Here is a 14,070-nt window from a genome sequence, read left to right as displayed (position 1 = left end):
GCCCATGGCCACGTCTCCTGCACTGCGGCTGGTGCTGCCGCACCAACTCTTCGAAGAACACCTCGACGCTGACCCGCAGACCGGGTTCGTGCTGATCGAACACGACCTGCTCTTCCGGCAGTACCAGTTCCACGCCCAGAAGCTGGTGCTGCACCGGGCCTCGATGGATCGCTTCGCGCGCCGTCTGCGCTCCCGCGGCCACCAGGTCTCGGTGCTGCGCAGCCAGGCCGACCGCAGCTCGGCCGCCGCGCTGAGCGAGCTGATCCGTGACCTCGCCCCGGCCGAGGTCACGCTCTTCGACGTCGTCGACGACTGGTTGGAACAGGACCTGCGCGCCGCCCTGGAGGAAGGCGGCTACTGGCTGCGTGCCCAGGACGTATTGGAGACCCCGAACTTCCTGACCAGCCGCACCCATGTCGATGACTGGTTCGCCTCCCATGACGCCCGGATGCATGAGTTCTATGTCTGGCAGCGCCGCCGGTTCGGTCTGTTGCTCGACGCCGACGGGGAGCCGGTCGGTGGGAAATGGTCCTTCGACGCGGAGAACCGCAAGAAGCTCCCGCGCGGCTACACGCCTGCCACGGTGCGGCGCTTCGCGAGCCACCCGGTCCTGGGGCAGGAAGCGATGTTCGACCTCGACGTGCTCGGCGGCGGGGACGCAGCCGGTGACAGCAGCACGGCCGATGGCGGGGACGGCGCCGAAGCGGGCACTGGCGAGGCCGGCGCGGATGAAGGTCGTGAGGCTGGCGCAGCCGACGTGGAGCGGGCCATCGCCTGGGTCCGCGAGGAATTCCCCGAGGCGCCGGGCGACCCGGGGCTGTTCGCCTGGCCCACCAGTGCCGAGGAGGCCCGCGAGCACCTTCGTGAATTCGTCCGGGAGCGACTCAACGACTTCGGCCCCTATGAAGATGCGATCTCCGCGGAACACCCCTTCATCGCCCACGGTCTGCTGACCCCTGCGCTGAACATCGGACTGCTGAACCCCCGCGAGGTGGTGGACGCCGTGCTGGAGGCCGCCGATAAGGACACTCCGCTGGCCTCGGTGGAGGGGTTCATCCGGCAGGTCATCGGGTGGCGGGAGTACATGCGCGCCACCTACCGGACCCGGGGGCGTCAGCTGCGCACCGCGAACCGGCTGGAGCACCGGAACGCGCTGGGAGCGGGCTGGTGGGATGCCAGCACCGGGCTGACCCCGGTGGACCTGGTGATCTCCCGCGTGCTGGCCACGGGATACGCCCACCACATCGAGCGTCTGATGGTGCTCGGCAACGCGATGTCGCTGCTGCGGATCCACCCGGACGCGGTCTATGAGTGGTTCATGGAGCTCTTCATCGACGCCTACGACTGGGTGATGGTGCCCAACGTCTACGCGATGAGCCAGTTCGCGGCGGGCGAGGCCATCACCACCAAGCCCTATGTCTCGGGCAGCAACTACCTGCGCAAGATGTCGGATCTGCCCAAGGGCGACTGGGCCGAGCAGTGGGACGCGCTGTACTGGACGTTCATCCGGGATCACCGCGAAGTCTTCGAAGCCAACCCGCGGGCCCGGATGGTGGTCTCACTCCTGGAGAAGATGGACCAGCAGAAGCGCCGGGGCCATCATGATCGCGCGCAGCGGCTGCTGGAGCCCGGGCCGGAGAGCCGGCTGCTTCACGAGCACCGGTGAGTCCAGCTCAGCTGGTGCTGAGACCTTCTGTGCCGGGTTCGACCCCGTCCTGCTGCAGAGCGGCGTTCCAACTGCCGTAGCTGTTGCGGATGCTCGGCCCTGAGGGCAGATCGCTGCGTCCACGCTGCTGTTCCCGCGTCCGCCAGTCCACGTAGCTCTGGTAGCTGGTGGTGAAACCGGCCCGCCCGCCATTGGCGGTGAAGTCCCGCAGCGCTGCCCGAAACTGCTCCTGAGTGAACCGCGCGCTGCCGAAGCCGGAGGGCCTGGTACGGCTCGAGGCCGCCAGTCCCACCTTCTGCAGCGCGGCACTCCAGGAGCCGGAGGCGCGTTTGAGGATCGTGCTGGCACCCACGGGCCAGACGTTCCGGCCCCGGGCAGGCGCCGCCCCCTGGGTCTCCAGGAACTGGGCGCGCAGCTGCGCGTACTTCTGCGCCGAGAGGCTCAGAGAGGGATCCGCGGCGACGGCGTCGCGGCCTGCCTGCACGGCCTCAAGGGCTTGCGGTATCTTTTCCGCCGCACCCTGGTCCCGCAACATCTGGGTGACGCTGTCCTGGAGCTCGTGGGCAAGCGGAGCGGACTGCGGGTCGCGTTTCCGCCCGAGCCCGATCGCGAAGAGCAGGCTGGCGGTGATCGCGCTGTCACTCACCGAGGGTGCGGCCATGGGCTTCACACATCACTTTCATCGGTCATCAGGTATCAGTCGTCGGTCGTTGGTGATTGGTCATTCAAGTCTCAGTCCGCGCCTCGCCGCTACGGTGTCAGCGGGCCGGCGAGAACTCCTGCGGCTGCCCGCGCATCACCGCTGACGGTGAGCCCGGTTTCCTCCAGACGGCCCCAGAGCAGCAGGGCGAGCTCGGCGCCGCAGGCCCTGAGCACCGCAGCCGGTTCAGCGGAGGACCCGGCGGGGACCCGCCACTGCCTGCCTGAGCCCTCCGAGACCAGCAGCAGGGAATCCTGGGGGTCTTCGGCGCGGCCCAGTCGGAGCTGCCGAGGATGCAGCACCTCCACCACCTTTGCGACACAGTCCTCCCAGACTGCGGGCTGGACCTCGGGACTCGCAGATCCCAGCGCCTGAGACAGGTCCCAGAGGTGGATCAGCGTCTCGTGGATCTGTCGTCGCTGCCAGAACGACGCCGGACCCAGGCCGGTGAACGTCTGACATGGCTGATCGGGGGGCACCGAGGACAGCGTGGTGCGCAGCAGCTCAGCCTCTGCCCGGTAGCGGGTGGCCAGCGAGCAGTCCTCCGAGGCGCCGTCCCGGGCAGCCGCAGCACCGGGACGTTCCATCCTCTCGCCGAGCACCTTGCCAGCCGCCCAGACGTGCACGGATCCCAGGTGCTCCGCCAGTTCCCGCACGGACCATCTGCCGCAGCTCGGCACCGGGGACTCCGGGTCGGCACCTGCCAGCGCAGACTCGAAGGCGCGCTGCAGCTCGGCAAGCTGCGCCAATGGCAGTCCCCGTGAGGCGGTGGGCTCGTCGTCGACCATTCGCGGAGTCTATAGGCTGGGCCGATGGTGGAGATTCAGGCGCTGAGCTGGGTGCTGCTGGGGGCGGGCGCCCTGGTCGTGGGACTCTCCAAGACGGCGCTTCCCGGGGCGGGTACGCTCGCCGTCGTCCTCTTCGCCATGGCCCTGCCGGCCCGCGAGTCCACCGCGGCGCTGCTGGTGCTGCTGCTCGTCGGCGATCTCTTCGCGATCTCGATGTACCGCAAGACCGTGGACTGGGCGATTCTGCGCCGACTGATCTGGCCGGTGCTGCTCGGCGTGGCGGTGGGCACGGTGTTCCTCGGGATCGCCTCCGACTCCGCGGTGCGCCGCGTGATCGGCGTGATCCTGCTGGGACTGCTGGTCTTCACGCTGCTGCGGCGCCGCGGTGCGACAGACCAGCGGTCAAGCCGGCAGACCCCGACGCGGCAGCCCTCGACGAGCCCGCGCCGTGCGGCCCGCGCGGCCGGGTTCGGCTACGGCTGGCTGGGCGGGTTCACCACGATGGTGGCCAACGCCGGGGGACCGGTGATGAGCATGTATCTGCTGGCCATGCGCCTGGACGTCAAGACGTTCCTGGGCACCGCCGCCTACTTCTTCTTCGCGGTGAACCTGCTGAAGGTGCCGTTCCAGATCGGTCTGGGGCTGCTGAACACCCAGATCCTGAGCATCGTGATGTTACTGGTGCCGCTGGTGGTGGCGGCGGCGTTCCTCGGCCGGTGGATCGCCGGACGGATCTCACAGACCGTGTTCGAGCGTCTGGTTCTGGGGCTCACGGCCGTCGGCGCCGTGAACCTGCTGGTCTGACCTGGGACGATTCTGTCGGGCTGAACAGGCCCTGGAAGGTTGCGTTTGTCGACGATCTGGGTGCCCGGTAGGTTGCGAGAATGCATCTTTCCCGTCGCAAAATGATCACGGCGGCCGCCACGGGCGCGACCGCCGCAGGCGTCACCCTCGTGTCCGCCCTGCCGGCCTCAGCGGCGCCCCGCCGCCGGTACCGCACCCGGCCGAGCCCGCGGATGCGTCGCCAGCCCACCGACTATGACCGGTCGCGGAAGCAGCAGAACCCCGCCAACAGCCTCGGCTGCCCGCTGGGGAGGGGATTCTGATCTCCGCGTCAGAGCAGCACGGCCCCAGGAACACCCTGGGAGCCAGCGAGATCGAGGTCTCCGGCCTGTGCCTGGGCGGCAACACCTTCGGCTGGACCAGTGACCGCGAGACTTCCTTCGAGGTCCTTGATGCCTACCTCGCAGGTGGCGGGAACTTCGTGGACACCGCCGACAGCTATTCGGCCTGGGTGCAGGGCAACAGCGGAGGCGAGTCCGAGACGATCATCGGGCAGTGGCTGGCCGCCCGCGGCAACCGGGACGAGGTCGTCCTGGCCACCAAGGTGAGCCAGCACCCCGACTTCAAGGGGCTCGCCGGAGCAAACGTCGTCGCAGCCGCCGAGGCCTCGCTGCGACGGTTGGGGACCGAGCACATCGACCTCTACTACGCGCACTTCGACGACGAGCAGACGCCGCTGGAGGAGACCGTCGAAGCCTTCGAGACCCTCGTGGCGGCAGGCAAGGTCCGCGCGATCGGACTCTCGAACTACACAACGGAACGGATCCGTCAGTGGTTCGAGATCGCTCGTGCCACCGGGGCGAGCCTGCCCGTGGCGCTGCAGCCGCATTACAACCTGGTCCACCGGGGTGACTATGAGACCGGCAAGAGCGCGATCGCGCAGGAGGAAGGACTGGCCGTGATGCCCTACTTCGCTCTGGCCTCTGGCTTCCTGTCCGGAAAGTACCGTCGCAGAGAAGACCTCGAGGGTGCAGCTCGCGCCGGAATGGCCGGGAAGCATCTCTCCAAGTCCGGGCTCAAGGTCTTGGAAACCGTGGAGGAGATCGCGCAGCGCCTCGAGGTCGGCATGCCTGCTGTGGCGCTGGCCTGGCTGCGGACCCGCCCGCAGGTGCTGGCTCCGATCGCCAGCGCCCGCACCACCGAGCAGCTCCCAGCCCTGCTTGCCGGAGCTCAGCTTGAACTCTCTCCGCAGGATGCGCAGGCGCTCACCGCCGTCTCACAGGAAATGGAGCACTGACCCGTGTCTCAGAACGTCATCTGGAAGACCTCACCGAACTTCAGCACCGGCCGGGGTGGCACCGCGGTGGACCGCATCGTCATCCACTACATCGTCGGGACCCTGGCCGCCTGTGACGCCACCTTCCTGAACCCCGCCTCCCAGGTCAGCGCGCACTACGGGATCGGCGAGGGCCGGATCCACCAGTACGTGAGCGTTCACAACACGGCCTGGCACTCCGGAAACTTCGCGTTCAATCAGCGCAGCATCGGCATCGAGCACTCCGCCGACCCGAATCGGGCGCCCACCACGCAGACGCTGAACATGTCGATCGAACGTTGCGTGACCCTGTGCCGGCAGTTCAACCTGAACCCGCTCACCGCCATCGTCCCGCATGAATCCGTGGTCCCCACCGCCTGTCCGGGCACCGTGGACTGGGAGTACATCCGGGACCGCACCGCAGCCCGCATGTGATCCCACACCGGGCGGAGCTCCGACGAGGAGTTCACCCGGTGAAGGTGTCCGGGTGGCCGCCGCGGCGGCCCTCCTCGCCCTTATCCAGAGTGGCTATGGCCGCCATGTCCTGCTCGCTGAGTTCGAAGCCGTAGATGTCTCGGTTCGTCGCGACCCGCTGCGCCGAGTTGGTCTTCGGGATCGCGACCACCCCGCGCTGCAGGTGCCAGCGCAGCATGACCTGGGCCGGGGTGACCCCGACGCGCCGGGCCAGCTCGGTGAGCACCGGATCCTCGAACTGATCCGTGCGCGCCAGCGGGCTCCAGGCCTGCACCACGATCCCGCGCTCCTGAGCGAACAGGCGCGCCTGATCATTGGGGAAATACGGGTGCATCTCGATCTGGTTCACCGCAGGGGCCACCCCGGTGGCCTCGATCAGACGCTGAAGCTGGGCGGGCTGAAAGTTCGAGACGCCGACGGCGCGCGCCCGCCCGTCCCGGGTGAGCTCCATCATCGCCCTGTAGGTGTCCACGTAGTCGACCTCGAGCATGGGCATCGGCCAGTGCATCAGGAACAGGTCCACGTAGTCGAAGCCCAGTGTCTGCAGGGACTGTGCGAAGGTCTCCCGGACCGCCTGCGGATCATGGTTGCCGTTGTTCAGCTTCGTGGTGAGAAAGACCTCGGCGCGGTCCACCCCGGAGCGTCTGACCGCCTCGCCGACCTCCGCCTCGTTGCCGTACATCTGCGCGGTGTCCAAGAGGCGATACCCGGCGTGCAGCGCCGTCACCACCGCCTCGGTGCTGGTGCCGCCGGTGCCGAAACCGATCTCCGGCATCTGATGTCCTGTCTTGAGCTCGATCATGGGGCGATCCTACGCGCAGTGTCCGTGCGCACCTGATACTTCCGCCGTGGGATCCCTGCGACGCCGGGGATCATCACCGGGAAGGAATAGAAGGTGCTCATCGCAGGGTTGCCATGACCATGCGTGCAATGAGCTATTCCGAATACGGCGACCCTCAGACCCTCGAACTGACCGACCTCCCGCTGCCCAAGGTGGCGCCCGGAGCGGTCCTGATCAAGATCGAACGCGCCTCGGTGAACCCCGTGGACTGGAAGCTGATGTCCGGCGGGCTTGACGGGCTCATGGACGTCGTCTTCCCTGTGATCCCCGGCTGGGACGTCTCCGGGGTCATCGAGACCACCGGCCCAGATGTCCCGGAGTTCTCTGTCGGTGACCGTGTGGCCTCCTACGCCCGGAAGGACTTCGTCCACGGCGGGACCTACGCCGAGTACGTCTCGGTGCCCGCGGCCTCTGTGGCCCGGATCCCCGATGGTGTGGATTTCGAATCCGCGGCGGGGCTTCCCCTGGCCGGACTGACAGCGCTGCGCTCCCTGGAGACCCTGGAGCTCACCGCAGACGACACGCTGCTGATCCACGCCGCCTCCGGAGGGGTGGGCCATCTGGCCGCACAGCTGGCGGTGGAACGCGGTGCCACGGTGCTGGGCACCGCCTCCGAGCGCAACCACGCGAAGCTGCGCGAACTCGGCGTGACCCCGCTGACCTACGGAGAGGGACTCACCGACCGGGTCCGCGAAGCCGCCCCCGGCGGTGTCACCGCGGTCGCCGACTTCGTGGGCGAGGTGCTCCAGGACACGCTGGCAGTGCTCACCGAGGGCGGCCGGCACATCTCCGTGGCCGATCCCTCGGTGGAGCAGCACGGCGGGCATTGGATCTGGGTCCGCCCGGACGGGGAGCGGCTGCAGACGCTGCTGGAGAAGGTCGCAGCGGACACCCTGCGGGTCTCCGTGGACCAGATCTTCCCGCTCGAGGAGTCCGCCGCCGCGATGCAGGCCAACCAGTCAGGCTCCAACGGCAAGATCCTCATCGATACCACCCGCTGAGAGCAGGTGATCGACAGCCCGCGTTCCGTGCGGGCTGTCGATCACCTGCCAGCGGGACTAACCTGATCACGTGCGGTCTCATCTCAGGGGGAGAGGACCACAAGGTTCTTCTGTGACACCGACTCTGGTCGAACACCACAGAGAAGAGTTGCGATGAATGACATCCACATCCCCGGCGCACCGCAGGCCGAGCCCCCCACCGAGGGTCAGCCGGTCACACCGCGTCCGCCACTCCCACCGAAACAGGACCAGCGCGCCGCAGCCCCGGTGAGCCCGACCGGCGCCGAGGTGCCCGGAAGCGACACCGGGCGGGTGCAGCAGGGCGAATACCTCACCACCGCCCAGGGCGCCCGCGTCCGCGACACCGATCACTCGCTGAAGGCCGGCAGCCGAGGGCCGGTGCTGCTGCAGGACCACCACCTGCGCGAGAAGATCATGCACTTCGATCACGAGCGCATCCCGGAGCGGGTGGTCCACGCCCGCGGCGCCGCCGCGCACGGGGTCTTCGAGTCCTACGGCACCGCGGGTCACCTCACCCAGGCCAAGTTCCTGGCTGAGAAGACCACCACCGAAGTGTTCACCCGGTTCTCCACGGTCCTGGGCAGCCGGGGCTCGGCGGACACGGTCCGCGACACCCGAGGCTTCTCCACGAAGTTCTACACCGAAGAGGGCAACTACGACCTCGTCGGGAACAACATCCCGGTGTTCTTCATCCAGGACGCGATCAAGTTCCCCGACGTCATCCACGCCGGAAAGCCCCACCCGGACCGGGAGATCCCGCAGGCCCAGAGCGCCCACGACACCTTCTGGGACTTCGTCTCGCTGCACACCGAGGCCCAGCACCACACCATCTGGAACATGTCCGACCGCGGGATCCCGCGCTCGCTGCGCATGATGGAGGGCTTCGGGGTTCACACCTTCCGGCTGATCAACGCCGAGGGTGGATCCTCCCTGGTGAAGTTCCACTGGAAGCCTAAGCTCGGCGTGCACTCGATCACCTGGGAAGAGGCGCTGATGACCAACGGCGTGGACCCCGACTTCCACCGCCGGGACCTCGCCGACGCCATCGAGGCCGGCGCCTACCCGGAGTGGGAGCTCGGCGTCCAGGTGTTCCCGGACACCGAGGATCAGATGTTCCACGGCATCGATCTGCTGGATCCCACCAAGATCATCCCCGAGGAGCTCGCCGAGGTGCAGCTGCTGGGCAAGATGACCTTGAACGCGAACCCGCAGAACTACTTCGCGGAGACCGAGCAGGTGGCCTTCCATCCCGGACACCTGGTCCCGGGCATCGAGGTCACCAACGACCCGCTGCTCCAGGGCCGGCTGTTCTCCTACCTGGACACCCAGATCACCCGCCTGGGCGGACCCAACTTCGCGCAGATCCCGATCAACCGGCCGCGCGCCGCGGTCAATGACATGCTGCGCGACGGCTACCACCAGACCGCGGACCACGCCGGCGTCGCGCCGTACCACCCGAACTCCTTCGACGGGGGAAACCCCTACCCGGTCAAGGACATCTCGGCGGACTCCGAGGCCCCCAGTGCGCTGATCGACTTCCCGGAGCCGGTCTCCGAGAGCGTGAAGGTGCGGGCCAGCCCGCAGAGCTTCGATGACCACTACACCCAGGTCACCATGTTCTACCGCAGCCTCAGCCGCACCGAGCAGCTGCATGTGATCCAGGCGTACACCTTCGAGCTGGCCAAGTGCTACGAGCCGGCGATCAAGGAGCGCCAGCTGCAGCAGCTGACCCACATCGACGCCGACCTCGCAGCAGGGGTCGCCGAGGGGCTCGGCCTCCCGGTGCCCGAGCCTCTGCAGGCCCCGGTGGAGCCCGAGCTGCTCAGCCCCACGCTCTCCCAGATCGGCGGCACCTGGCCGATCGAGGGCCGGCTGGTCGGCGTCGTCGTCGATGAGTCCAGTGACATCGACGCGATCCAGAAGCTTCGCAAGGCCATCGACGCCCAGGACATGGTGCCGCTGGTGGTCGCCCCCACCGGGGCGCCGCTCTCCGACGGCACTCCGGCCCAGCGGACCTACCTGACCGCACGGTCCATCGAGTTCGACGCGATCGTGTTCCTCACCGCCTCTGCTGAAGGAGCCGCCGGGGACTCTCCCGACGGCGATCACAAGCTGGGCGATCCCACCGGGGACCCGAAGGTCGATCCGCGACTGACGCTGATGGCCGCGGAGGCCTACCGGCACGGCAAGGCAGTGGTGTTCCCCGAGGGAACCCCGCTGCTCAGTGCCAGCGGCGTATCTCCAACGGCCCCTGGGGTCCTGGTGGGTGCCCCGGAGCAGCTCACCGAGGACCTGTTCACCCTGATGGGCGCCCATCGCGCCTGGGAGCGCTTCGCCTGATCGCACGCAGGCGCTGCTGACCCCGGGTAACCCCGGGGTCAGCAGGAGCCGTACCAGATCAGCTTCTCGGCCCCTGCCTGGGACGTGACCGGTGTGTGAGCACCGGCGTCTCGGTCAGGGGCCGAGCCGCGTGCGGAGGCGTTCGGGTCCTGACCCGCGGCGCAGTAGTCTGCTGGGATGAGGAGAATCGAGCTGCCCGCCGCCGGGCTCTCCGCCTCCCAGCTGGTGCTGGGGATGATGCGGATCAAGGACAAGACCGACCAGCAGATCCGCGAGCTCTACGACTTCGCCCGCGCCGCCGGGGTGGACTTCCTCGACCACGCCGACATCTACGGTGCCACCCCGCACCAGTGCGAACGGCGCTTCGCCGAGGCGGTCAAGCTCTCCAGCTCCGAACGCGAGGAGGTGCTGATCCAGTCCAAGGTCGGCATCGTCACGGACGGTCCCTTCTACGACTTCTCCTATGAGCACATCATCACCGAGGTGGAGGAGTCGCTGCGGTCGCTGCAGACCGACTACCTGGACCTTCTGCTGCTGCACCGGCCGGATCCGCTGGTCGAGCCAGCCGAGGTCGCCCGGGCCTTCGACGAGCTCCAGGCCGCCGGGAAGGTCCGCCACTTCGGGGTCTCCAATCACACGGTGGGGCAGATCGAGCTGCTGCGCACCGCGGTGACCCAGCCGCTGGTGGTCAATCAGATGCAGCTCTCCCTGGTGCACGCCCCGATCCTCACCGAAGGCGCCCAGGCCAACACCCTGGGACAGGCCGGCCCGGTGACTCCTGGGGGAGGCGACATCGTGGAATACTGCCGCGGGCACGGGATCACGCTGCAGGCCTGGTCCCCGTATCAGTCGCCGACCGGGGTGTTCCTGGACAACCCGGACTACCCCGAGCTCAACGCGGTGCTGACCCGGCTGGCCCGGGAGCATGGGGTGACCCCGGTCGGGATCGCCACCGCCTGGCTGACCCGGCATCCCGCCGAGATCCAGGTGGTGCTGGGCACCACCCAGGGCAGCCGGGTGGACGAGGCGGCCGCAGGGTCCCAGGTCAGGCTCTCGCGCCGGGAATGGTACGAACTCCTGCGCGCGGCTGGACACCGGCTGCCCTGAGATCAGGGCAGGCGCAGCGTCGACTCAGGCGCGATAGCGTCCGGGGCGGTGGTTCAGCGCCAGCACCAGGTTCAGCAGCACCGCGCCCAGCGCCGAGTAGAGCACGTTCACCGGCTCCACGACGGTGAGCGCCAAGAGGATCACCACCACATCCAGGCTCATCTGTACGTACCCGGCGCGCAGTCCCAGCCGTTCCTGCGCCACCAGTGCCACGATGTTGAACCCGCCCAGGCTCGCCCCATGGCGGAAGATCGCCAGCAGCCCCATGCCGATCAAGATGTTGCCAGCCGGGACCCCGTAGAGCGGGTTGAGCTCGCCCAGGTCGAGGACCGGTGAATGCAGCAGCGCATAGCTCGAGACGATCGCCACCGCGGCGATGGTCTTGAGCGTGAAGCTCCAGCCCTTCTTCCAGATCGCCAGGACGAAGAACGGCACGTTGACCAGCAGGAACAGCCAGGAGAAGTTCAGCGGCGTGGCATAGGTCAGCAGCAGCGCCAGCCCTGCGGTGCCACCGGTCACCGCCTCGGACTGCTGGAGCACATAGAGCCCCAGCGAGGCGAGGAAGGTTCCGATCAGCACGCCGAAGACATCCTCGGCCGGGGAATGCGGGATGGTGGTGTCCTCTGGCCAGGGAGGAACGTTCTGGGATCCGGACATGAGCGTCAGCCTATAGTCGCTCGGTGACTCTTCCGTGCCCGGAGGCGCGGGAAGTGAGCACTGTCACGGCGGCGCTGGGCCATCCTGCTCAGGTCATCTCTGGAGGGCGCGCGCCGTCGGGGGCGTAGGCTGAGCACCTACGATGTCGACGGCGAATCGAGGACAGTCCCATGGACCCTGTAACACCTGCACATGCGGCCCAGTACGGTGAGAACGGCGCGGAGGATCTCTCCTATGATCCGGAGTTCTGCGGACGCGTGGTGTGCGCACGCGAGGTCATCCGAGCGCTGCCCCAGGTGGTCTTCGAGTTCCTCGCCGATCCCGCCCTGCAGGTCGAGTTCGACGGCAATGAGAACCTCGCCGAGGCCGAGCCCGGCCAGCGGGTGCACGGGGTCGGTGATGTGTTCCGGATGAAGCTCACCAACGGCCACGTCCGAGAGAACCACGTGGTGGAGTTCCAGGAGGGCGAGCTGATCGCCTGGAAGCCCTCCACCATCGGTGAGGCACCGGCCGGTCACCTGTGGCGCTGGTCCCTGGCGGCCACCGCCGAGGGCGGCACCGAGGTCACCCACACCTATGACTGGTCCCAGCTCCGCGACGAGCAGCGACTGGCCCGTGCGAAGTCCACCAGCTCCGCGATGTTGGCGCGATCCGTCGCGCGCCTGAAGACCGTGGTGGAGACCTCCGCCTAAGCTTGGGCGCCATGGAGAGCCAGACCGCCACGGAGTTCGACCAGACCCTCAGCCAGGCCCCCGGAGCCGCCCGCCAGGCCACCAAGACCGTGGTCGCGGCGGCGCTGCTGCGCAGGCGTCCGGGCCACGAGGTCGAGCTGTTCATCGCCCGCAGAACCTCCCCGGCATCGGTCGCCGGGATGTGGGAGTTCCCCGGTGGGAAGCTCGAGGCTGGGGAGACCCTGCACCAGGGGCTGCACCGCGAGCTGCGCGAGGAGCTCGGCGTCGACGTCGCCCTGTATGCCGAGGTCACCGGGCAGGGGAGCGAGAGTTACGCGTCCGAGGCGGGCTGGTGGTTGAAGGAGACCACGGCGATGCGACTCTTCCGCGGGGAGATCCTCGACGGCGAGCCGTTCCCGCTCCAGGACCACGACCGCGTGGACTGGGTGCCGCTCACGCCGCAGCTGCTGGACTACCCCTGGATTCCGGCGGATCGCCCGATCGTGGAGCAGCTCCTGAAGGACGCGAAGTCCTGAAGCGCGGCCGCGAGGCGGGCTCCTGAGCAATGGTATCCACCGTCCGGGACGGGATCGCCTGTGGGGGAGATGCGCGCAGAAGCAGTGAGGAGGGCTTCTGCGCGCATCGCGCTTCCCATCGCGCAAATGCTATTAGAACACCTATTCTATGGGCCTGCAAGCGTCCAGGTTGGACTGTCGAATCTGTGTTCTACCAGGGGTTTCTGTGAGTAACCTGTCAGAACGCAGGTTCGATGGGGTCGCGATGTTGCCCATGCCGCGCCTGGTTGACCCGCCGCGCCCGTTCCAGCCGGGGAAGCAGCCGCAGCGCCAGGATCACCGCCCCGGGCAGGGTGGAGGCCAGTGCCAGCAGCCCATAGCTGATGGACGCGGTGACACCGAGATGCGGGGCGAATCCAGCCAGGGAGAACGCCCACGCGGCGGCGGCCTCGCGGGGTCCCCAGCCTCCGAAGCCCAGCGGGACCGACATGCCGGCGATCGCCACGGCGGCCAGACCCGGGGCCCAGGCCAGCGAGACGGTGGGCGTCACCGCGAGGATCGTGAGGCCGAAGAGCGAGGCGAAGGCCGCCCAGCCGGCGGCGGAGAGCAGCACCACCTGGAGGATGTCAGCACCGGAGAGCGGCTTCAGCCAGCGCCAGGCCACCAGGACCGCGACGGTCGCGACCCCCAGGGCAGCGATTCCGGGCAGCGGCGCCAGCACCAGCAGGGTCAGACCCGCGGCGGTGAAGGCCACCGCGGTGCCCATCAGGCGCTCGGCAGCCATGGCCGCGAAGGCTCGGCGCAGCGCGCTGCCACCGGCGTCGACCGCTGCGTCGCTGCTGTCATCGGCGGCCCGCAGCGCATCACCGGCCAGACCCCCGGGCAGCACCCCGTTGAGGAACGCCGCCTGCCAGCAGCGCGCCACCGCAGGTCCGACCCCGATGCTGATCTGGTGGTGCCGGGCGATCACGCGCCAGCGCAGCGCCTGGGTCAGCACGCCGACCCCGCCCAGCAGCGCCGCGGCCGGGAAGATCCACAGCGGGAGCAGCCGGAACGCGTCCATGAACGGGGTCATGCCCCACTGCGAGGCGAGGAAGCTGAAGATGCCCACCGTGATCGCGACCTGCAGGAACGCGAAGAGCAGTGTGTGTCCCCGGCGGGAGGTTGTGGAACGCTGGTCGAGGCTCATCG

At 68.4% G+C, this 14,070-nt stretch carries 14 protein-coding genes; 9 read left to right on the top strand and 5 right to left on the bottom strand.

All coding sequences use genetic code 11. The features are described from left to right. Positions 1 to 4: 4 nt before the first annotated feature. Positions 5 to 1,666 carry a cryptochrome/photolyase family protein gene (locus tag HNR11_RS13130; protein WP_179442740.1) on the top strand — a complete coding sequence of 554 codons (1,662 nt, stop codon included), beginning with the start codon at positions 5 to 7 and terminating at the stop codon, positions 1,664 to 1,666. 7 nt (positions 1,667 to 1,673) lie between these two features. Here HNR11_RS13130 and HNR11_RS13125 read toward each other — a convergent pair whose 3' ends face one another. Both HNR11_RS13125 and HNR11_RS13120 read right to left on the bottom strand, forming a co-directional pair. Continuing rightward, positions 1,674 to 2,327, bottom strand: a complete 654-nt coding sequence (locus tag HNR11_RS13125; protein ID WP_179442739.1) for a hypothetical protein — start codon at positions 2,325 to 2,327, stop codon at positions 1,674 to 1,676. An 89-nt stretch (positions 2,328 to 2,416) separates the two neighbouring features. After that, positions 2,417 to 3,154, bottom strand: coding sequence for a maleylpyruvate isomerase family mycothiol-dependent enzyme (locus tag HNR11_RS13120; RefSeq protein ID WP_179442738.1), 738 nt, complete (start codon positions 3,152 to 3,154; stop codon positions 2,417 to 2,419). A gap of 24 nt (positions 3,155 to 3,178) precedes the next feature. Here HNR11_RS13120 and HNR11_RS13115 point away from each other — a divergent pair, with 24 nt between their 5' ends. The 3 genes from HNR11_RS13115 (at position 3,179) to HNR11_RS13105 (ending at position 5,687) form a co-directional block, all read left to right on the top strand. Then, positions 3,179 to 3,958 (top strand): sulfite exporter TauE/SafE family protein, encoded by a 780-nt coding sequence (locus HNR11_RS13115; RefSeq protein WP_179442737.1) that lies wholly within the window; start codon positions 3,179 to 3,181, stop codon positions 3,956 to 3,958. Positions 3,959 to 4,295: 337 nt separating this feature from the next. Further along, the gene (locus HNR11_RS13110; RefSeq protein ID WP_179443027.1) at positions 4,296 to 5,234 is read left to right on the top strand and encodes an aldo/keto reductase; all 939 of its coding nucleotides are present in this window, start codon (positions 4,296 to 4,298) and stop codon (positions 5,232 to 5,234) included. Between the two features lie 3 nt (positions 5,235 to 5,237). Continuing rightward, positions 5,238 to 5,687: an N-acetylmuramoyl-L-alanine amidase gene (locus HNR11_RS13105; protein ID WP_058887189.1), complete on the top strand. Its 450-nt coding sequence runs from the start codon at positions 5,238 to 5,240 to the stop codon at positions 5,685 to 5,687. A gap of 31 nt (positions 5,688 to 5,718) precedes the next feature. Here the strand turns inward: HNR11_RS13105 and HNR11_RS13100 are convergent, their stop codons facing one another. Then, positions 5,719 to 6,528 carry an aldo/keto reductase gene (locus tag HNR11_RS13100; protein ID WP_179442736.1) on the bottom strand — a complete coding sequence of 270 codons (810 nt, stop codon included), beginning with the start codon at positions 6,526 to 6,528 and terminating at the stop codon, positions 5,719 to 5,721. A 128-nt stretch (positions 6,529 to 6,656) separates the two neighbouring features. On the opposite strand from HNR11_RS13100, the gene HNR11_RS13095 reads away from it, so the two are divergent. From HNR11_RS13095 to HNR11_RS13085, 3 genes are all read left to right on the top strand, one after another. Next, positions 6,657 to 7,568 carry an NADP-dependent oxidoreductase gene (locus tag HNR11_RS13095; protein ID WP_343050681.1) on the top strand — a complete coding sequence of 304 codons (912 nt, stop codon included), beginning with the start codon at positions 6,657 to 6,659 and terminating at the stop codon, positions 7,566 to 7,568. A gap of 153 nt (positions 7,569 to 7,721) precedes the next feature. Next, positions 7,722 to 9,929 carry a catalase gene (locus HNR11_RS13090; protein WP_179442735.1) on the top strand — a complete coding sequence of 736 codons (2,208 nt, stop codon included), beginning with the start codon at positions 7,722 to 7,724 and terminating at the stop codon, positions 9,927 to 9,929. A gap of 177 nt (positions 9,930 to 10,106) precedes the next feature. Further along, complete coding sequence (locus HNR11_RS13085; protein WP_179442734.1) at positions 10,107 to 11,036, top strand: aldo/keto reductase; 930 nt, start codon at positions 10,107 to 10,109, stop codon at positions 11,034 to 11,036. Positions 11,037 to 11,060: 24 nt separating this feature from the next. On the opposite strand, the gene HNR11_RS13080 is transcribed toward HNR11_RS13085, so the two are convergent. After that, positions 11,061 to 11,693: a YitT family protein gene (locus tag HNR11_RS13080; protein ID WP_179442733.1), complete on the bottom strand. Its 633-nt coding sequence runs from the start codon at positions 11,691 to 11,693 to the stop codon at positions 11,061 to 11,063. A 170-nt stretch (positions 11,694 to 11,863) separates the two neighbouring features. Between HNR11_RS13080 and HNR11_RS13075 the strand changes: the two genes are divergently transcribed. Both HNR11_RS13075 and HNR11_RS13070 read left to right on the top strand, forming a co-directional pair. Next, positions 11,864 to 12,385, top strand: coding sequence for an SRPBCC family protein (locus HNR11_RS13075; protein ID WP_246310404.1), 522 nt, complete (start codon positions 11,864 to 11,866; stop codon positions 12,383 to 12,385). 11 nt (positions 12,386 to 12,396) lie between these two features. Further along, a complete protein-coding gene (locus tag HNR11_RS13070; protein ID WP_179442732.1) occupies positions 12,397 to 12,900 on the top strand; it encodes a (deoxy)nucleoside triphosphate pyrophosphohydrolase in 504 nt (167 codons plus the stop codon). Positions 12,901 to 13,117: 217 nt separating this feature from the next. Here HNR11_RS13070 and HNR11_RS13065 read toward each other — a convergent pair whose 3' ends face one another. Further along, positions 13,118 to 14,068 (bottom strand): lysylphosphatidylglycerol synthase transmembrane domain-containing protein, encoded by a 951-nt coding sequence (locus HNR11_RS13065; RefSeq protein ID WP_179442731.1) that lies wholly within the window; start codon positions 14,066 to 14,068, stop codon positions 13,118 to 13,120. Positions 14,069 to 14,070 lie beyond the last annotated feature (2 nt).

It is taken from the genome of Nesterenkonia sandarakina (assembly GCF_013410215.1).
GTDB lineage: Bacteria > Actinomycetota > Actinomycetes > Actinomycetales > Micrococcaceae > Nesterenkonia > Nesterenkonia sandarakina.
This window is presented reverse-complemented; position numbering and strand designations above follow the sequence as displayed.